General features: G+C 75.2%; 11 protein-coding genes. 3 read left to right on the top strand and 8 right to left on the bottom strand.

Translation table 11 applies throughout. The annotated features are described in order from the left end of the window. Positions 1-92: 92 nt before the first annotated feature. The 3 genes from AB0H75_RS15830 to AB0H75_RS15820 form a co-directional block, all read right to left on the bottom strand. Positions 93-671 (bottom strand): hypothetical protein, encoded by a 579-nt coding sequence (locus tag AB0H75_RS15830; RefSeq protein WP_367796519.1) that lies wholly within the window; start codon positions 669-671, stop codon positions 93-95. A 55-nt stretch (positions 672-726) separates the two neighbouring features. Then, positions 727-1,878 (bottom strand): FAD-dependent monooxygenase, encoded by a 1,152-nt coding sequence (locus AB0H75_RS15825; protein WP_367796517.1) that lies wholly within the window; start codon positions 1,876-1,878, stop codon positions 727-729. A gap of 89 nt (positions 1,879-1,967) precedes the next feature. Further along, the gene (locus tag AB0H75_RS15820) at positions 1,968-5,837 is read right to left on the bottom strand and encodes a BTAD domain-containing putative transcriptional regulator (RefSeq protein ID WP_367796515.1); all 3,870 of its coding nucleotides are present in this window, start codon (positions 5,835-5,837) and stop codon (positions 1,968-1,970) included. A 257-nt stretch (positions 5,838-6,094) separates the two neighbouring features. On the opposite strand from AB0H75_RS15820, the gene AB0H75_RS15815 reads away from it, so the two are divergent. Continuing rightward, positions 6,095-9,505, top strand: coding sequence for a M28 family peptidase (locus AB0H75_RS15815; RefSeq protein WP_367796513.1), 3,411 nt, complete (start codon positions 6,095-6,097; stop codon positions 9,503-9,505). A 45-nt stretch (positions 9,506-9,550) separates the two neighbouring features. Here AB0H75_RS15815 and AB0H75_RS15810 read toward each other — a convergent pair whose 3' ends face one another. From AB0H75_RS15810 to AB0H75_RS15795, 4 genes are all read right to left on the bottom strand, one after another. After that, positions 9,551-12,475, bottom strand: a complete 2,925-nt coding sequence (locus AB0H75_RS15810; protein ID WP_367796511.1) for an AAA family ATPase — start codon at positions 12,473-12,475, stop codon at positions 9,551-9,553. Between the two features lie 197 nt (positions 12,476-12,672). Next, complete coding sequence (locus AB0H75_RS15805) at positions 12,673-14,232, bottom strand: cellulase family glycosylhydrolase (RefSeq protein ID WP_367796509.1); 1,560 nt, start codon at positions 14,230-14,232, stop codon at positions 12,673-12,675. Positions 14,233-14,346: 114 nt separating this feature from the next. After that, on the bottom strand, positions 14,347-15,567 hold the full coding sequence (locus AB0H75_RS15800) for a tetratricopeptide repeat protein (RefSeq protein WP_367796507.1): 1,221 nt from the start codon (positions 15,565-15,567) through the stop codon (positions 14,347-14,349). Then, positions 15,564-17,006 carry an AAA family ATPase gene (locus AB0H75_RS15795; RefSeq protein ID WP_367796505.1) on the bottom strand — a complete coding sequence of 481 codons (1,443 nt, stop codon included), beginning with the start codon at positions 17,004-17,006 and terminating at the stop codon, positions 15,564-15,566. Before AB0H75_RS15795 ends, AB0H75_RS15800 begins: the two co-directional genes overlap by 4 nt. A gap of 144 nt (positions 17,007-17,150) precedes the next feature. Here AB0H75_RS15795 and AB0H75_RS15790 point away from each other — a divergent pair, with 144 nt between their 5' ends. Together AB0H75_RS15790 and AB0H75_RS15785 are read left to right on the top strand one after the other, a co-directional pair. Continuing rightward, entirely contained in the window at positions 17,151-17,885 is a 735-nt protein-coding gene (locus AB0H75_RS15790; protein WP_367796503.1) for a hypothetical protein, read from the top strand. A 72-nt stretch (positions 17,886-17,957) separates the two neighbouring features. Continuing rightward, on the top strand, positions 17,958-19,682 hold the full coding sequence (locus tag AB0H75_RS15785) for a GAF domain-containing sensor histidine kinase (RefSeq protein WP_367796501.1): 1,725 nt from the start codon (positions 17,958-17,960) through the stop codon (positions 19,680-19,682). Here AB0H75_RS15785 and AB0H75_RS15780 read toward each other — a convergent pair. After that, positions 19,660-20,079 carry a pyridoxamine 5'-phosphate oxidase family protein gene (locus AB0H75_RS15780; protein WP_367796499.1) on the bottom strand — a complete coding sequence of 140 codons (420 nt, stop codon included), beginning with the start codon at positions 20,077-20,079 and terminating at the stop codon, positions 19,660-19,662. The two genes, AB0H75_RS15785 and AB0H75_RS15780, sit on opposite strands and share 23 nt — an antisense overlap. Positions 20,080-20,117 lie beyond the last annotated feature (38 nt).

Here is a 20,117-nt window from a genome sequence, read left to right as displayed (position 1 = left end):
AGGGCCGCCACCGCATCGGCCATCCGGCTCTCTTTCCCCTCCGGGGCCGCTTTTTCTGGCGGAACGAGGTCCGGCCGGCCGCGCGGGCGGCCTCAGAGCCGGATGCCCTTGATGATCGCACCCAACTGGGAGCGGAACGGCTCGCCGGCCATCACCGTGACGACGACGCCCCTGCGCTCGACCCATCCGGCGTAGAGCCCGGCCCCCAGCGCGCCGTCACCCTCTTGGACGAGCGCCGTCCGGCCGCCGAACCGGACGGTCCGCGGGTCGCCGGAGAACGTGCCGAGATCGAACGGGGCGTTCCTGAGCTGGCCCAACCGGCGCGCCTGCGGCCAGCACACCACCCGCACCCACAACGAGCGGTGCCGGCGGTCCACGTCGTCACGGTCGTCGGACCACTGGTAGCCGTACTCGGTGATGCCGCCGTGGCGGTTCACCACGACCTGCCCGTAGGTGAACCCCCGGGGAAGGTGGTCCACCCGGACGCCCCTGATCGCGGTGGCGCCCCTCGGCGGCCGGTCGGTCCTCGCGTCGAACGAGCGCCTGGCCTCCGCCTTGGACGGGCTCGGGCAGGAGGGGCGGTGCGCGGTGGCCCCGGCGGGGGCGGCGACCAGGGTCGCGGCGAGCGAAGCGGCGGCCGACAGGGCCAGGAGCCGCTGGAAGGTGTTCATGCCCGGGTTGGATGCGGCGCCGGCCGCGAAGGTTCGGCGCTTTCGGGGACCCGGCTCAGTAAGTTTCTCCGTACGTCTTCAGGTCGATGCCGGTCGCGAACTTGTCGGTCATCTTCTGCATCACAGTCAAGAGCAGGCGGTACTTGAACATCCAGTTCCGCATCCGGATCCTCGACGGGGTGCCGGGCGCGAGGAAGGGGCCGGCGTTGCCGTTCCTGGCGATCCTGGCGTACGGGCGCATCTGGCGCTCGTACGCGGCGAATGCCCTGCGGTGATCGCCGCCCGCCGCCGCCAGCTCGCCGGCCAGCACGTACGCGCCCACCACGGCCAGGCCGGTACCGAAGCCCGCCAGCGTGTTGCCGTACGCCGCGTCCCCCAGCAGCACCACCCGCCCCCGGCTGTAGGCGTCCACGCCGACCTGGCTGAGCGAGTCCAGGTACACGCCGGACGACCGCTCCACCGCCTCCATCACCTCGGGCACCCGCCAGCCCATCCCCGCGTAGACGCGGGCCAGGACGTCCTTCTGCTGGGCGGCGTCGTAGCGGTCGTAGTCGAGCTGCCCGGAGGCGAAGACGAAGAACGCCGGCGCCTTCGGCCCGCCCACGGCCACCATCCGGCCGGGCTCGTTGTACATCTTCGGCGAGCCGAAATCCCGGTCGAGATCGACGAGGGCGTAGTAGTGGCCGAGGAAGCGCACGTGGTCCCGTTCGGGGCCGAAGACCAGGCGGCGGACGTTGGAGTGGATGCCGTCCGCGCCCACCACCAGGTCGAACGTGCGGGGCGCGGCGCGCTCGAAGGTCACGTGCACGCCGTCCTGGGTCTCGGTGAGCGAGGTGATCGAGTCGCCGAAGACGTACGCGCAGGCCGGCGCGGTGCGCTCGTACAGCAGGCGGGCCAGGTCGCCGCGCCTGATCTCCAGCTCGCCGCCGGTGAACTCGCCGGGCAGGACCGCCAGCGTGCGTCCGGCGGCGTCGACGATGCGCTGGTCGGTGCCGCCGGTCTGGAGCGCGCGGACGTCGTCCAGGATTCCCATGCGGGACAGGACCGTCCGGTGGGTCGCGCCCTTGAAGTCCACGGCCTGGCCGCCGGGGCGCAGGGCCGGGGCCTTCTCGACGACGGTGACCGCGTGGCCGTGGCGGATCAGCCAGTGGGCGAGGGCGGGGCCGGCGATGCTCGCGCCGGAGATGAGGATGCTCGCGTTCTTCATGCGCCGAGCCTCGCGGCCGGCGCTGACAGCCCGCCGATCACCGGCTGACAGCCGCCGGCGCCTCCGTCAGCGCTCCTCGGGCCGGGGGTTCAGCGGGCGTTCGCCAGCAGGTGCAGGGCCTCGGTCCGGTTCATGGCCGCGCCCTTGGCGTACGCGGCGGCGAAGCCGTCCGCGCCGAGGACGGCGGTGGCGCGGGCGGCGGTGGCGGCCACGTCCGGGTCGCCCGCGACGGCGATGCCCCGCAGCGCCACCCCGACCCCGAGCAACATCGCCGCCCGCCCGGCGTCCCAGGAGGGGTTCCCGGCGGTGTCCCCGGCGGTGTCCCCGGGGGTGTTCCTGGGGGTGTTCCTGGGGGTGTCCCCGGCGGTGTTCCCGGCAGCGGGCAGGAGGGTGGCGCCGGCCAGGCCCTCGGCGGCGGTGGCGAGGTCGTCGGCCAGCGGGGACGCCAGGACGGCGGCCAGCGCCTCGCGGTGCCTGCGCACCGCCCCGGCCGCGTCCCCCTCCGCCTCGGCGAGCCGGCCGAGGGCCGTCAGCACCCGCGACCTGACACCGGCGGCGGTGAACGCCCCGGCCTCCGAGGCGATCCTCAACGCGACGGCCAGCCGCTCGGCGGCCTCCTCCAGGAAGCCACCACCCGTATCCCCAGGCGAGCCGGCATGGGGGGACGGGGGCGGGAAGGAGAGCGCCACGTGACCCCGCTCGTCGGGCGAGCCGGGATGGGGGGACGGGGGCGGGAAGGAGAGCGCCACGTGACCCCGCTCGTCGGGCGAGCCGGGATGGGGGGACGGGGGCGGGAAGGAGAGCGCCACGTGACCCCGCTCGTCGGGCGAGCCGGGATGGGGGGACGGGGGGTTCTGGAGGAGGGCGTGACGGCGGCGGGCGATCTCGGCCAGGCGCAGGTGGATCCTGGCCGTCAGGGCCGGCCGGCCGGTTCGCCTGGCCAGCTCGGCCGCCCGGTCGCAGTCGGCGCGCGCGCCCTCCAGGTCGCCGGCCCGCCAGCGGGCCTCGGCCCGGTGGTCGAGGACGTCCACCAGCTCCTCCGTCGCGTCCAGCTCCTCCAGCAGCCCGATCGTGTCCCGCCAGAGCCGCATCGCCCGCGCCGGGTCGCCGCGCCAGCTCGTGATCAGCGCCAGCCAGTCGAGCGCCTGCGCCTTCCCCCAGCGCTCGCCCACCGCGTCGAAGTCCGCCAGCGCCCTCTCCAGCTCGCGCTCGGCGGGCCCGACCCGGCCGCGCAGCAGGGCGAGCAGCGCCTGGCCCAGCCGGTTCAGCGCCCGGCTCCACGGGTCGGCGGGCAGCAGGAGCCCGGCGTCCTCGCCCTCCTCCGGCGGCCCGGCGACCATGCCCCACAGCGCGAGGCCGAACCGGTGGCGCATCGGCCGGTCCAGCGAGGCGAGGATCGCGCGCGCCCGCTCCCAGTGCGGCGAGCCCGTCTCGGGTACGGCGTGCAGCACAGTGAGCACGTACTCCTCGCCCAGCCCGGCGGGCGGCTCGGTGCCGACCGCGGCCAGGAGGCGGGCGGCGGGCGCGACGACCTGGGCGCGCCGCCCGCTCAGCCACCAGTACATGGCCAGCGCCGCGACCAGCCGCAGCGCGACCGGCCTGTCGTGCTCGACGCTCCAGCGCAGCGCGGCCCGCAGGTTGGCGTCGTCCGCCGACAGCCGGGCCAGCCATTCGAGCTGCTCGGCCCGGTACAGGTGGTCGTCGGCCCGCCGGGCCAGCTCCAGGAACCAGGCGGCGTGGGCCCGGCGCAGCCGCTCCTCCTCGCCCGCCTCGGCCAGTCGTTCCGCGCAGAACAGGCGGATCGTGTCGAGCATGTGGTAGCGCTCGCCGTCGGTCTCCACCAGGGACTTGTCCACCAGGCCCGTCAACGGGCCGACCAGGACGTCCGCGTCCGCCGCGTCCGCCGCGTCCGCCGCGTCCGCCGCGTCCGCCGCGTCCGCCGCGTCCGCCGCGTCTGCCGCGTCTGCCGCGTCTGCCGCGTCTGCCGCGTCTGCCGCGTCTGCCGCGTCTGCCGCGTCTGCCGCGTCTGCCGCGTCCGTCGTGTCCGCCGCGCCGGTGCCGCAGACGGCCTCGATCGCCTCCAGCCGCGCCCCGCCCGCGAACACCGACAACCGCCTGGCCAGCTCCTGCTCCTCCGGCTCCAGCAGGCCCCAGCTCCACTCGACCACCCCGCGCAGCGTCCGGTGGCGGGCGGCGGCGGTGCGGTCGCCGCGCGAGAGCAGCGTGAAGCGGCCGTGCTCGGCCAGGCGGGCGGCGATCTCCGCGACGCCGAACGTCCGCACCCGGGCCGCCGCCAGCTCGATGGCCAGCGGCAGGCCGTCGAGCGCGGCGCAGATCCGCGCCACCGCGCCGAGGTTGCCGGGGCCGAGCGCGAAGCCCTGGCGCACCGCCGCCGCCCGGTCGGCGAACAGCCGGACGGCGGGGTAGGCGGCGAGGTCGCCGACCCCGGTGCCGACCCCGGTGCCGGCGCCGGGGTCGAGGGGTGGGGCGGGCAGCGGGGCGAGGGGGACGAGGTGCTCGCCGGTGATGCCCAGCGGCTCCCTGCTGGTGGCCAGGACGGTCAGGCGGGGACAGGCGGTGAGCAGGCGGCGGGCGAGGGCGGCGGCCTCGGCGACGACGTGCTCGCAGTTGTCGAGGACGAGGGTCAGCTCCCGCTCGTCCAACGCGGCCACCACCCGCTCCACGGCCATGCCCACCGCCCCCGCCGCGCCCCCGGCCCCCCCGGGCCTCCCGGGCCTCCCGGGCCCTCCGGACCCCGCGGGAGCGCCGGACCCGCCGGGAGCGCGCAGGACCGGCTCCCGCAGCCCGAGCGCCCCCAGCACCGCCACCGCCACCTGCCCACCGGCCGCGCCGGTTCCATCGGCTCTACCCGCCCCGCTGGTTCCACCGGTTCCACCCGCCGCGCCCGTTCCACCGGCTCTACCCGCCCCGCTGGTTCCACCGGCTCCACCCGCCGCGTCCGTTCCGTCGGCGGGGGGTTCCGGGGTGGTGGCGTCCACCAGTGTGAGGTCCACGAAGCACACCTCGCGTGACGGCTCCGCGCGGGTCGTGGCCTCGATGGCGAGGCGGGTCTTGCCGGTGCCGCCCGGGCCGACGATCGTCACCAGGCGGGCCCCGGCCAGCGACCGGAGGCGGGCCAGCTCCTCCTCCCGCCCCACGAAGCTGGTGAGCTGCGCCGGCGGTACGCTGCGGGCCGCCGCGGGCGCGGGCGGCGCCGTGCCGCGCAGGATCTCCAGGTGCAGGGCCGCCAGCTCGGCCGACGGGTCGGCGCCCAACTCGTCGGCGAGCAGCCGCCGCGTCTCCTCGTAGACGGCCAGCGCCTCGGCCTGCCGCCCGGCGGCGTGCAGGGCGCGCATGAGCAGCCCGCGCGCCCGCTCGCGCAGCGGGTGCGCGGCCACCAGCTCCCGCAGCGCCGCCACCGGGCTGGCCTCGGGCAGCTCCAGCTCGGCGGCCAGCAGGTCCTCCTGGGCCGACAGGCGCAGCTCCTCCAGCCGCCGCGCCTGGGCCGCCGCGAACGGCGCGTCGGAGACGTCCGCGAGCGCCGGCCCCCGCCACAGCTCCAGCGCGTCCCCGAGCACCGTGGCCGCGCCCGCGAAGAGCCCGTTCGCGAGCAGCCTGCGGCCCTCGCGGGCGAGGCGTTCGAAGCGGTGGGCGTCCACGTCCTCGCGCTCCACGGCCAGCCGGTAGCCCGTCCCGTGGAAGGCGATCAGGCCGCCGGGCAGGGCCCGCCGCAGGCGGGAGATCTGGGCCTGGACGGCGTTGGCGGCCCCGGCGGGCGGGTGGTCGCCGTACTGGCCGTCGATGAGGCGGTCGACGCTCACCGTGCGGCCGGCGTCCAGCAGCAGCAGGGCGAGCAGGGCACGCGGGCGGGGGCCGCCGAGCGGGAGCTGCCGGCCGTCGGGCGTGCGGGCCAGGACCGGCCCCAGGATGCCGAACTGCACGTCCCGATTGTCCCTCATGCCCGATGAGCAGCGAAAACGGAATTATCGGTATGACCTACCGATGCACATACGTATTTTCCGCCCGCCGGTGAGCGCTTAGCGTACGGCGGCGGACAAAGCGAAACGGTTCGCTCGCTTTCCCGACACCCCCCATCACCCCCCAGTTTCCCCGCCGTCCACGCGAGGCCCGGGCGATCCCGGGCGGCGCGGTGCCCGCCGTACGCGCTCACAAGCGCCCCGGCGGCCGGGGGAACGCCGAAAGGAGCAAGACAGCCGTGAGAAGCAAAGCCTTACTGGCTGCGGTGGCCGGCCTGGCCACAGCCGCCTCGGTGGCGTTGCAGGCGCCGCCCGCGCACGCCGCCCCGCCCGGGGCGGCCCCCGCCACAAGCGGAAGAGCGGCCGCCGACCCCGTCTCCCGCGCCGCCGCGGTGGCCGACCAGGCCGTCGCCAGCCAGCTCGACGAGCTGACCAGGGGACCGGACGAGGCATACAGCCGGGTCTCGGTCACGCCGGGCGCGAGCGACATGTTCTACGTGGCGTACGAGCGCACGTACAAGGGACTGCCCGTGGTGGGCGGCGACGCGGTCGTGGTCACGGACGCCGCCGGGCACGTCAGGGACACGGTCGCGGCCTCCGGGCCGAGCCCGCGCGACGTGCCCGTCAAGGCGAAGATCGACGCCGCCCGCGCCACCGAGGTGGCCAGAACGAAGCTGTCACGGGTGGACGACACCGCGGCGCCGCGGCTGGTCGTGCTGGCCTGGGGCGAGCGGCCCCGGCTGACCTGGGAGGCCGTGGTCAGCGGCCTCGTCGACGGTAAGCCGAGCATCCAGCACGTCTTCGTGGACGCCCGCACCGGCAAGATCGCCGACTCCTACGACCTGGTCCGCGCGGGCACCGGCAACGGCTACTACTACGGCCAGGTCACCATCCAGACCAGCGGTTCGGGCAGCTCGTACTCGATGACCGACAGCACCAGGCCCGGCCTGCAGTGCGGCGGCCAGAACGGCAGCCCCTACACCGGCCCCGACGACTCCTGGGGCAACGGCTCCGGCACCAACCTGGAGACCGCCTGCGTGGACGCCCTCTACAGCGTGCAGCGCGAATGGGACATGCTGCGCGACTGGCTGGGTCGCAACGGCATCAACGGCAGCGGCCGCGGCTTCCCCGCCCGCGTCGGGCTGAGCGACGTCAACGCCTACTGGAACGGCAGCTACACCAACTTCGGCCACAACCAGGCCAACAGCCAGCAGGCGACGTCCATCGACGTCGTGGCCCACGAGTTCGGCCACGCGATCTTCCAGACCACGCCGGGCGGCGCCGGCTCCGGCAACGAGAACGGCGGCATCAACGAGGGCACCGGCGACATCTTCGGCGCGCTCACCGAGGCCTACGCCAACCACGCCCAGGACCCGCCCGACTACCTCGTCGGCGAGGAGGTCAACCTGGTCGGCCAGGGCCCGATCCGCAACATGTACAACCCGTCCGCGCTCGGCGACCCCAACTGCTACTCCTCCTCGATCCCGAACACCGAGGTGCACTCCGCGGCCGGCCCGCTGAACCACTGGTTCTACCTGCTGGCCGAGGGAAACAACCCCGGCGGCGGCAAGCCGTCCAGCCCGATCTGCTCCGGCGGGCCGTCCTCGGTGACCGGCGTCGGCATCCAGAAGGCCGGCAAGATCTACCTGGGCGCGCTCAGCCGCAAGACCTCGACCTGGCGCTACACCAACGTCCGCGCCGCCTCGGTCGCGGCCGCGATCGAGCTGTACGGCGCCAACAGCGCCGAGTGCACCTCCACCAAGGCCGCCTGGAGCGCGGTCAGCGTGGCGGCGGCCTCCACCGAGCCCGCCTGCGGCACCGCGCCGGGCAACGACTTCTCGATGTCGCTGACCCCGTCGTCCGGCAACGCCTCGCCCGGCCAGCAGCTCACGGTCTCGGTCGGCACCCAGACCACCTCGGGCAGCGCGCAGACCGTCAGCCTCAGCGCCTCCGACCTGCCGAGCGGCACCACCGCCGCCTTCAACCCGGCGTCGGTGACCTCCGGCGGCTCCTCGACGCTGACGCTGTCGGTGGGCTCCTCCACGCCGCAGGGCACGTACCCGATCACCGTGACCGGCAGGGGCGCCACCACCCACACCGCGACGTACACGCTCACCGTCGGCCAGGGACCCGGCGGCAGTGACCCGCCGGACGTCAGCCTGTCCAACGTGAAGACGCACCTGACGCAGTTCCAGTCGATCGCGACCGCCAACGGTGGCACCCGCAGGTCCACGACCAACGGCTACCTCCAGTCGGTCTCCTACATCGAGGGCAAGCTGCGCGACGCCGGGTACACGGTGGTGCGGCAGAGCTGCTCGACGACGTACTGCACGAGCGGCGCGGGCCCGAACCTGATCGCCGACTGGCCCGGCGGCGACACGAACCAGGTCGTCATGTCCGGCGCCCACCTCGACAGCGTCGCGGCCGGCCCCGGCATCAACGACAACGCCTCCGGCTCGGCCAGCCTGCTGGAGGTCGCGCTCACGCTGGCCCAGCGCAACCCGACGCTGTCCAAGCACGTGCGCTTCGGCTGGTGGACGGACGAGGAGCAGGGGCTCAACGGCTCGGAGTTCTACGTGAACTCGCTCAGCTCCAGCGACCGGTCGAAGATCCAGGTCTACTACAACTACGACATGGTCGGCTCGACCAACGGCGGCTACTTCATCAACAACATCACCACGACCGGGGCCGCGTACCTGAAGGAGTTCTACGACCGGCTCGGCCTCCAGCCCGAGGAGAACACCGAGGGCGCCAACCGCTCCGACGACGCCTCCTTCCGCAACGCCGGCATCGCCAGCTCCGGCGTGGCCGCGGGCGCCAGCGCGACGAAGACGTCGGCGCAGGCCGCGAAGTGGGGCGGCACCGCAGGGCGGGCGTACGACTCCTGCTACCACTCCTCGTGCGACACCACGTCCAACATCAACGACACGGTCCTGGACCGGGCGGCCGACGCCGCCATGTACGTGGTCTGGAAGCAGGCGGCCGGCGGCAACCCGCCCACGCGTGACTTCTCGGTCTCGGCGAACCCGTCCTCCGGCACCGTCCAGGCCGGCTCGCCGGCCACCACCACGATCGCCACCACGACCACGGCGGGCACCGCCCAGACCGTGAACCTGTCGGCCACCGGCCTGCCCACCGGCGCCTCGGCGAGCTTCAACCCCGCCTCGGTGACCTCGGGCGGCTCGGCCACGATGACGATCTCCACCGCGCCGACCACCCCGGCGGGCAGCTACACCGTCACGGTGACCGGCACGGGCGAGACGGTGACCAGGACGGCGACGTACGCGCTGACCGTCCAGGGCACCTCCAACGGCCGGACCTTCACCAACGACACCGACTATCCGATCAACGACGGCGCCAACACCCAGAGCTCGATCACCTCCACGGCGACCGGCACGGCGACCTCGCCGGTCCGGCTGTCGATCACGATCAGCCACACGTGCGCGGAGGACCTCGACATCTGGCTGCGCGGCCCCAACGGCACCTGGTACGTCGTGGACCCCTACGGCGGCACCACCTGCACCCAGTACGGCACCAGGACGTTCTCCGTCCCGGTGACCCAGCAGGCGGCGGGCACCTGGGTGCTCGACATCGAGGACGTCTACACCGGCGACACCGGCTACCTGGACTCCTGGTCGATCACCGTCTGATCCGCACCCTCAGGCGGCGCGGGCCCCTGACGTACTGACCCTCCGTCAGGGCGCCCCGCCGTCCTGGAGCCCCGGCCGCCTGTCCGGCCGGGGCTCCCTGATCTCCGTCCGGGTGCGGACGCCCAGCTTGCGCAGGACCTGGGCGACGTGCGTGTCCACGGTGCGGCGCGACAGGAACAGCACCTCGGCGATCTCCCGGTTGGTACGGCCCTGCGCGACCAGCCGGGCCACCTCGCTCTCGCGCGGCGACAACACCTCGCCCCGGCCCCGCCTGGTCCGGCGGGAGCCGCCCGCGAGGGGGCCGAGGTCGCGCAGCAGGCGGCGGCAGCGGGCCGCGTCGTGGGTGGCGCCGAGCGCGGCGTACCGGTCGGCGGCGTCGGCGGCCATCCCGGCGGCGGCCTCCCGGTCGCCGAGCGCCAGCAGCGCGCCGGCCTGCGACTCGACCGCCCGGGCCGCCCCGTACGGGCGCGGCATCGCCTCGTACGCCTCCCGCGCCCGCCCGTACCAGCGCACGGCCTCCTCCCACGCCGTCCGGTCGAGGGCGGCGTCGCCGGTGGCGCGGGCGAGGGTGGCGCGGGCGGCGTGCAGGCCCGCGTGGGCCGCCGGCGCGTCCCGCCCGGCCAGGCCGGCCGCGAACTCGGCCACCAGCTCCTCCGCCTCCCGCCACCGCCCCGCCCCGAGCAGCGCGACCACGGCGGCGGGCACGAGCTGGTCGCCCCACACCCACACGCCTTTGCGCCGCAGCCGCTCCAGCCCGAGCCCGGCCTCGTGCAGCGCCGCGTCCGGGGCGCCCCTGGCCAGGTGCAGCTCCACCAGCGCGGCCGAGCCGGCCAGGGCCACCGGCAGGAAGCCGGAGTCCGCGTCCCGGACGCCGGCCGCCTCCAGGTGCTCGCGGGCCTCGTCCCACTCGCCGCGCGCCAGGGCCAGCACGCCGAGCGCCAGCCGGGCCTCGACCGCCAGCAGCGGCGCCTCGAAGGTCATCTCGACCGCTGCCAGCGCCCGCTCGCGCAGCCCGGCCCAGCGGCCGGTCAGCAGGTCGAGCCGGATCGACGACATCTCCACCAGGAACGCCGGGTAGAGCGCCCCGGTCTCCTCCGCGATCCGCCTGCTGCGCTCGGCGAACCGCTCGGCGGCGGCGTAGTGGCCGAGGGCGAGCGCGGCGTCGTACAGGTTGGAGTAGCCGCGCGCCACCTGCCGGCGCACCGCCGCGGACGGGCCGTCCACCGGCATCGCGGCCACCTGCGCGAAGGCGTCGGGGGCGCCGGTGAGCATGGCGAGGGTGACCTTGTTGGCCAGCACGGCGGCGGTCAGCTCCGGGTCCTGGTCCTCGACGAGCAGCCGCTCCGCCCGCGCCATCCACTCCTGGTGGGCGGCCAGGGGCTCCGACCCCCAGGCGGGCATGGCGAGCAGGGCCAGGCCGCGGGCGGCGAGGCTCGGGTTGTCGCGCAGGTCGGGCAGGGCGGCCAGGATCTCCTGGCGGCCCGCGGCGACCGCGCCCGCCTGGTTGGACAGCAGCACGCCGAGGTTGAGCCGGGCCTCGCCGCGTACCCGGGGGGACAGGAAGTCGTCCGAGAGCAGGTGGCGCAGGATGCGGACGACGCGGCGGTGGGACAGGCCGATCGCGGCGAGCCGGCTGAGCCGCAGCGCCAGCGGGCCGCGCGCCTCGCGCGGCAGCTTAGGGTCGGCGAGCAGCCCTTCCAGCACCTCGACGGCGAGCGGGATGTCGCCGATCGCGGCGGCGTGGTCGGCGGCGGCGGCGCCGTGCCGCTGCCAGGCCGCCAGGTCGCCGGCGCGGCGGGCGTGGTGGGCGAGCTGGACGAGCGGCGGCGGGTCGAGGGCGGCGAGGACGTCCATCGCCCGCTGGTGGGTCAGCCGCCGGTCGGGGCCGGGGATCGTGTCGTAGACGGCCTGCTGGGCGAGGGCGTGGCGGAAGGCGTACTGGCCGTCGGGGTGCTCCAGCAGCACGCCCGCCTTGAGCGCCGCGCACAGGCCGCCCTCGTCGTCGCCGCCGGGGGAGGGCTCGGCGACGGCGGCGATCAGCGGCTCGTCGGCCGGGACGCCGAGGACGGCGGCGGCGCGCACGGCGCGCAGCGCGGCCGGGGACAGCCCGGCGAGCTGCTCGGCCATGGCCTCACGCAGCAGCAGCGGCACCGCCATCCGGTCGAGCGCCTCCGGCCCGGGTAATCGCCCCTCGTCGTCGAGCAACGAGCGCATCACCTCCTCGATCACGAACGGCACCCCGGCCGTCCGCTCGTGCAGCCGGGCGGCGAACTCGGCCCCGGCCGCCGCCTGCCCGGCCAGCGCCCCGGCCAGCCGGCGCACCTCCTCGACGTCGAGCGGCGCCAGCGGGATGACCTCGCTGCGCACCCCGGGCGACCTGCGGTAGGCGTGCCCGAACGGCAGCCCGGGCACCGGCAGCTCCTCCCGCCGGAACGTCACCACCAGCGCCAGCCCGTCCGGCGGCTGCCCGATGAGGAAGCGCAGCAGGTCGCGGGTGCCGTCGTCGGCCCAGTGCAGGTCCTCGACGACGAGCACGACCGGCCCGGCCGCGGCCAGCAGCGCGTGCACGGCGCGGAAGAGCCGGTGCCGCCCGGCCCGCGGGTCGTCAGGCGCGGGCGACGGCTCGGGCGGCAGGCAGCCGGCCAGCTCGGGCAGGTACGCGCGCAGCGCCCCGGTCACCGGGCTGAGCCGGTCGGGGCCGGGCAGGGCGGGGGCGAGGTGCCGCAGCGCGTCGAGGACCGGCCCGTACGGGAACGGCTCGCGGATCTGGTGGCAGTGCCCGAGCAGGACGGTACGGTCGGCGCGGCCGGTGGCGGCCGCGCACTCGATGGCGGCCCGGACCAGCCGGGTCTTGCCGATCCCGGCCTCGCCCTGCACCTGGATGACGGCGGGCGGGCCGGTGATGGCGCTGGTGAGCGTGCGTAGGGGAACGTCCCGCCCGACCAGCGCAGGAGTAGCCAGACGTGTCATCGGGATCTCCGTAACAGTGCAGGTTTACTCCCCCTGTCGGAATACCGTTATCCACTACCGGTCAGTCCTGGTCAACCCGCCGCGACGGGACATGAACGGGCGCCCGCCCCGCGATCGTCGCGGGACGGGCGCCCGGCAGGAAGAGGGCCGCGGGCGGGAGCGCGTTTCCGCCCGCGGCCCCGCGGGGTGTCAGGCCGTCAGGAGCAGCTCGCGTTCTGCGGGGTGCTCGCCGGGCCGTTGGCGGTGAAGCCGACCGCCACGGACGCCCCGGGGGCGAGGCTCCTCGCGTAGTCCGGCCCCTTGGCGGTCCAGGTCGTGCCGGACTGGGTGACGACCGCGTTCCAGCCGTTCACCAGCGTCACCCCGGACGGGAGCGTCCAGGTGGCCGACCAGTTGCCGATGGCCGCGGTGCCGGTGTTCTTGACGGTCAGCTCGCCCTGGAAGCCGCCCTGCCAGGCGTTCGCCTGCCGGTAGGTCACCGTGCACTGCCCCGGCTGGTCGGTCGGCGTGCTGGAGGGGGTGGAGCCGCTGCCGACCGGCGGGATCAGGTACGGCTGCAGGATGGCCTGCTTGGCCTGGTTGACGGTGGTCCAGTCGTCGTTGAGTATGCCGCCGGTGTCACCGGAGTTCGGGTTCCACGACCAGTACGTGAACGACATCCCGTTGACCCCGGTGCCCGTGTACTTCATGAGCTCCTGGAGCCAGATCTTGTCCACGTTCGCGGTCAGCGTGGTGCCGAACTCGCCCATCATGATCGGGGCGATGTTCTGCTTGTAGAGGTAGCCCCAGTACTTGTCCCAGATCGCGGGCATGTTCGCCGGGTAGGACGGGTCGTCGAACCACTTCTGGTGGTAGACCGAGGTGGCGTACTCGTGGGGGGAGTAGACCAGCCGGTTGGCCACGTTCAGCCGCACCGGGAACTCGCCTGCCTTCGACAGGTTGCCGCCCCACCAGCCGCAGTCCTCGTCGTTGCTCGGGTCGCCGTCCCACACGTTGGACTCGCCGCCGCTCGGGCAGCTCACGCCCTCGACGAAGATCAGCCAGTTGGGGTTGACCGACAGGACCGCGTTGCCCGCCCGCTCGGCGGCCAGCCGCCAGTCGCGGGCCTGGTCGCCGCAGCCCCAGCAGGCGCCGGTGGCGTTCGGGTTGGTGCCCTGGGCGTGCGGCTCGTTGTGCAGGTCGGCGCCGATGACCGTCGGGTTGTTCGCGTAGTGCTGCGCGAGGGACTTCCAGTCGTTGATCCAGGTGCTCTCCGGGGTGGCGGGGACGTACCAGAGGGCCGACTGGCCGGCGGAGGTCGGGCGGTGGCGGTCGAGGATGATCCGCATGCCCTTGCTGCCCGCGTAGTCCACGACCCGGTCCAGGATCTGCAGCGGGGAGAGGCCGACCAGGTCCGGGTTGACGTAGTCGTTGATGCCGGTGGCCGTCGCGCCGGGCTTGAGCGCGTCGTTGGAGTACGGCACGCGCAGGGTGTTGTAGCCCAGGCCGGCCATCTGGTCGATCTGGCTCTTCCACGGGTTGCTGGACCACAGGCCGTGGAAGGTCCGGTTGTCGGTCTCCATGCCGAACCAGTTGATGCCGGTCAGGCGCACGGTCGCGCCCGTACTGTCGATGATCTTGTTGCCGCTGGTCCGGAGGTAGCCGGTGCCCGTGCCGGCGGCCGCTCCCGCCGGGGCCGCCGTGGTCAGCGCGACCGTCACGGCCGCGCCCGCCACGAGCGCGGCCAGAGCGGACGTCACCGCCTTGGACAGGTGCATGGGGGTGCCCTTTCGAGGAGGGAGAACGCGGCGCCATGCTCGCCAGCGCCCGCGCGGGCCGTCAATGCGGGTCGCCTCCGCGGCCGCTCTGACCTGCGCGAACGCGTGAAACTTTCAACCGGAAGCGGACGCGGACACGGACGTGGGCGCGGACGCGGGCGGTGCCGCGCGGCGGACCCAGGCGGCGACCCAGATCGTGGCGAGCGCGGCGTACGCGGCCATCAGCGCCACCGGCGGCACCCCCGTCACCACCGCCACGACGGCGGCCACCGCCAGCAGGAGGGTCCAGGCGTACAGGACGGCGCGGCCCGCGTGCGAGCCGGTGTGCGCGGCCTCCTGCACCGGCGTCACCAGCGCCATGACCGCCGCGCCCGCCGTCCCCAGCGCCTCCGCGCCCAGCGCGATCCCCAGCGCGAGCGCCGCGGCCCCGGCGACCGGCAGCACGCAGCAGACGGCGGCGACCCGCGCCTCGGCGCCCTCGAACAGCAGCCGGGTGGCGCGGGCGCGGGCCAGCCGCAGCACCGTCACCGACTCGGCGACCCAGGCCAGCCAGTGCGTCACGGCGATGAGCACGAACACCACGATCAGCGGCGGCACCGCGGGCAGCAGGAACAGCAGCCGCCAGCCGCCCCGGTAGCTCCGCCGCAGCGCCGACAGCCTGCGGTGCAGCGGGTTGCGCTCCTTGAGCGCCGTGACCAGCAGGTCCCTGGCCTGGCCGAAGCCGGGGTCGAGCCGGAGCACCTCGCGGAAGTGCCCGGCGGCTGCCCCCGGCTCGCCGAAGGCCAGCGCCGCCCGGCCGGCCGCCAGGTGCGCGATGGCGCTCTCCGGGTCGAGCCGGAGCGCGTGCGCCGCCGCCCGCCGGGCCGGCTCGGCCTCGCCGAGCCGGGTGTGCGCCATCGACTGCAACGCGGCCAGGTCGCAGCTCTCCGGGTCGAGCGCCAGCCCGCTGCCGGCGGCCCGCGCCATCTGCCGCCAGCGGCCCGCGAGCGCGTGGGCGCGGGCCAGCAGCTCCCACACCGCCGCCTCGCCGGGCGCGTGCGCGAGCGCCGCCTCGCCGGCCCGTACGGCGAGGTCGGCCTGGCCCGAGCGGTAGTGGACCTGGCCGGCGACGTAGTGCGGATACCAGCTCTCCGGGGCGAGCCGGACGGCCTCCCGCGCCTCCTCGGCGGCCTCCCCGGCTTTGCCCTGGCCGATCAGGGCCAGGGCCAGCAGGCAGTGGGCCAGCTCCTGCTCGGGCTCGGCGGCCAGCACGCCGCGCAGCTCCCGCTCGGCCTCGGCGGGGCGGGAGAGCTGGAGCAGCGTCCGCGCCCGCTGGAGGGATTCGGCGGTCCTCACCACTTGCCCTTGATCCAGGGCAGCAGGTCGTCCCAGGCGCCGGACTCGTTGGAGTGCAGCACGTAGTTGCGGGCCGTGGCCATCCACTCCCGTACGGCGGTGGGCCGGGCGGCCTTGGCGGCGGCCAGCAGGTCCATGGTGGTCATCGGGACGGGGCGGCCGGCCCGGATCGACTCGTGCAGCTTGACCTCCACCGCGCGGTCCACCACGCCCTTCAGGTCCGCGCCCACCATGTGCTCGGTGGCCCGCGCCACCGCCTCGAAGTCCATCTCGGCCAGCGGCTTGTCGCGGCACAGGATGCGCAGGATGGCCGCGCGGGCGCTCAGGTCGGGCGGCGGCACGAACACGAGCTGGTCGAAGCGGCCGGGGCGGCGGAAGGCCACGTCGATGTACCAGGGGGCGTTCGTGGCGGCCAGCACCAGGACGCCCTCGTTGGCGTCGGCGTCCACGCCGTCCAGCTCGGCCAGGAACTGGTTGACGATCTGCCGGTTGTGGGTGTGGCGGGCGTCGGAGCGGCGGGCGGCCAGGGCGTCCACCTCGTCGAAGAACAACACGCACGGGCGGTTGCGGCGGGCCAGGTCGAAGGTGGCGCGCAGGTTGCGCTCGCTGGAGCCGATGTACATGTCCAGGATGTCGGCCAGCCCGACGCTGACGAACGCCGCGCCCAGCTCGCCGGCGGCGGCCCTGGCCAGGTGGGTCTTGCCCGCGCCCGGCGGGCCGTACAGCAGGACGCCGCCGCCGGCGCGCTTGCCGTAGGCGGCGAACAGCTCGGGCTGCTGGAGGGGCAGGAGGAGCTTGACGCGCAGGGACTCCTTGACCGCGTCCATGCCGGCGACGTCGGCGAACGTCGTCCGCGACCGCTCCACCTCGGCCCCGTCCGCCTCCGCGGGAGCCGGGGCCGCGGCGGGCGCGTGCGGGGCGGCGGGAGCGGCGTCCGGGCCGGCGACGGGACCGAGCGGGGCGCCGGGCGCGGAGGAGGTGGCGTTGGCCGGATGGGCCGGGTGCGCGGGGCCGGCGGCGGGGATGGTGAGGGCCGTGGCGACCTCGGGATCGGCCACGGACGGGTCGCGGGAGATCGCCTCGTAGTAGCGGTAGGCGGCCCGGCCGAGGTCACCCTCGCCGAGCAGCGCCCGGGCGGCCAGGACGCCCATGCGCGGCGGGTAGCCGGGCGTCGCCAGGACGGGCTCCAGCGCGGCCAGCGCCTCGCCGTACGCGCTCTGCCGGATGAACGCGTCCACCAGGCCCGCCGTCACGTCCAGGTCACGGGGCGCGAGCACGAGCGCGGCGCGGAACTCCGCCTCCGCCTCGGCCAGGTACCCCTTGGCGAGAAGCTGCTCGCCGAGGTGCCGCCGCAGCGGCAGGTTGTCGGGGGAGAGGCGCGCCGCCTCCCGGAGCGCCTGAAGGCCGGCGTCGAGCACGGGCACGATCCCTTCTGTCATGGAACATCACGGAACGTGATGAAACTTCACAGCTTTGCCAGACTTGGCAGGCTATCGAAAGTCAACCGGGGTAGTGCTGGATGGAGTGGGTTCGTCCAGGCAGCACCCGTGTGCCGCAGCCGCCCCGCCGCTTGGATCGTCACCATGACGACCACGCACACCCCCGCCGCCACCACCACCCCGCCCGGCCGCTGGGTCGAGGGGACCGGCCTGGTGCTCGGCCCGCTCCTGCTGCTCGCCGGGGTGCTGGCCCGCGCCGGGGAGGACGACTTCTTCCCCGGCCAGCTCGCCGCCCACGCCGCCGCCCCGGCCCGGATGGCGCTCTCCTACGGCCTGTACACGGCCGGGGTCGTGCTCCTGTGGCCCGCGGTGACCGGCCTGGCCCGCGTGATCGGCGCCCGGCGCCCCGGCTGGGCCGCGTGGGGCGCCACGCTGGCGGTGCTCGGCCTGTTCGGCCGGGTCTTCCACGCCGGCGTGAGCCACCTGGCCTTCCAGCTCGTGGACGTGCTCGGCCTGCCGGCCGCGCAGCGGGCGGTCGCCGCCACCTACGGGGCCTTCCACGTGTTCAAGGCGGCCAACATCTGCATCATGGGCGGCTGGGTCGTGCTCGCGATCGGCGCGTCCCTCGCCGGGGCGTTCGGCCCCGGCCTCCGGGGGACGGCCCGGTGCGTGGCGCTCGCGTCGGCCGCCGCCCTGCCGCTGGGCGTGCTCAAGGGCAGCAGCGACCCGGCCTCGCTGGTGGCGCTGGCCGGGCTCGCCGTCGCCCTCGTCCCGCTGGGCGTCGCGGTCCTGCGGACCGGGCCGGCGCCCCGCTGGTGGGCGGTGGCGCTCGCGGTCGCGTTCGTCCCGGTCGCGTTCGTGCTCGGCCTGACCGGCTGAGCCGGCGCCGGCGGGCCCGATCGCGCGAGCGCGCCAGGTCCGGCCCGCCCGGGTGGGTGCGACACTGAACGCATGGTGGATGACGGGCACCGCCCTCTCATGCCGCACATGCGACTGGACGAGCTGCTGGCCGAGCTGCAGGTGCGGCTCAACGCCGTGCTCGCCACCCGCGACCGGGTGCACGCCCTGCTGGAGGCCGTCGTCTCCGTGGGCGGCGACCTCGACCTGGAGACCGTGCTGCGCACCATCGTGGAGACCGCGACCAAGCTGGTGGACGCCAGCTACGGCGCGCTCGGGGTGGTGGGCGAGGAGCAGACGCTCCTGCAGTTCATCCCGGTCGGGCTGACCGACGAGGAGATCGCGGCCATCGAGCACTGGCCCCACGGGCTCGGCCTGCTCGGGCTGCTGATCAAGGACGCCCGGCCGCTGCGGCTGGGCCGCATCGCCGACCACCCGGAGTCCTACGGCTTCCCGCCCGGCCACCCGCCGATGGGCACCTTCCTCGGCGTGCCGATCCGGGTCCGCGACGAGGTGTTCGGCAACCTCTACCTCACCGAGAAGCGCGGCGGCGGCGCGTTCGACGAGGAGGACGAGGCCATCGTGATCGCCCTGGCCACGGCCGCCGGCGTCGCCGTCGAGAACGCCCGCCTCTACAGGGAGTCGCGCCGCCGCGAGACCTGGCTGGAGGCGTCCTCCGAGGTCACCACCCGGCTGCTGTCCGGGGGCGACACCCGCGAGGTGCTGACGATGGTGGCGTCCAGGGCCCGGCAGATGAGCGACGCCGACCTCGTCCGCATCCTGCTGCCCGAGCCCACCGGGCAGCGCCTGCTGGTGGAGTTCGCCGAGGGCGCGGCCGGGGAGGAGCCGGCGGAGCCGTCCTACGCCCTCGACAGGACGGCGGCGGGCGAGGTCTTCCGCCGGGGGCAGCCGCTGTCCTCGCCGCACCCGCTCGACGCCGACTCCCCGCTGCGCGCGCTCGGCTACGGCCCCGAGCTGCTGCTGCCGGTCGGCGCCGGCGAGTCGGTACGCGGCGTGCTGGCCCTCGCCAAGCGGGCCGGCCGGATGCCGTTCAGCAGGGGTGACGTGCGCGCTCTTGAGGCGTTCGGCGGCCAGGCCGCGATCGCGCTGGAGCTGGCCGAGACCCGCCGCGACGCCGAGCGGCTGAGCCTGCTGGAGGACCGCGACCGCATCGCCAAGGACCTGCACGACGTGGTCATCCAGCGCCTGTTCGCCACGGCGATGACGTTGATGAGCACGGTCAGGCTGGTCGAGCACCCCGAGGCGTCCAGCCGCCTCCAGCACGCCATCGACGAGCTGGACGAGACCATCCGGCAGATCCGCTCCACCATCTTCGCCCTGCAGAACGCCAGGGAGAGCGTGCCCCCGAGCCTGCGCACCCGGATCGTGGAGCTGGTGGAGGGCGCGCGGGGCCATCTCGGCTTCATGCCGGGGCTGCGGATGGACGGCCAGCTCGACACCCGCGTCTCCGGCGACCTCGCCGAGCAGCTGCTGGCGGTGCTGCGCGAGGCCCTGTCCAACGTGGTCCGCCACGCCAGGGCGTCCAGGGCGGACGTCGCGGTGGAGGTGGCGGGCGGGCGGCTGTCGCTGGTGGTCCGCGACAACGGCGTGGGCCTGCCGCCGGGCGGCCGGCGCAGCGGCCTGCGCAACCTGGAGGAGCGGGCCACCCGGCTCGGCGGCTCCTTCACGGCCGAGCCGGCCGACCCGGCCGAGCACAGGAGGCCGGGCGAGCCGGGCCGGCCGGGCGGGACGGTGCTCAGGTGGAGCGTCCCGCTGTGATCCGGCGCCCGCTGAGCCGCTCCACGCTGACCCGGATGAAGTGGTCGCGGCCGCCCGGCGCCCACGGCTCCAGCGGCAGCGCGGCCAGGCGGGCCGCCTCGGCGGGGTCGGCGACCGCGCGGGCGTGCCCGACCACGCTCACCGACCAGCCGGTCCGCGACGCCGGGTCGTAGTCGTCGATCTCGAAGGCGACCACGGCCCGCCGGGTGGCGGCGGCCAGCTTGGAGCCGGTGCCGGTGCGGATGACGATGGCGTCGCGGTCGAGGCAGAACGCGACCGGCTGCACCGCCGGCAGGGCCCGGTCGGTGAAGACGATCCGCCCGATGGGCGTGCCGGCGAGCAGGCGCAGGCACTCGGTCTCGGTGAGCACCTGGAGTCCGGACGAGTCGAGTTCCATGCCCGCCAGCATCGCCGCCCGGCCGCCGCGGCGCTCAG

Origin of the sequence: Nonomuraea sp. NPDC050783 (assembly GCF_040802095.1) — a bacterium.
Lineage (GTDB): Bacteria > Actinomycetota > Actinomycetes > Streptosporangiales > Streptosporangiaceae > Nonomuraea.
The sequence above is the reverse complement of the archived record's forward strand: the minus strand, read 5'-3'. Positions and strand labels throughout refer to the sequence as shown.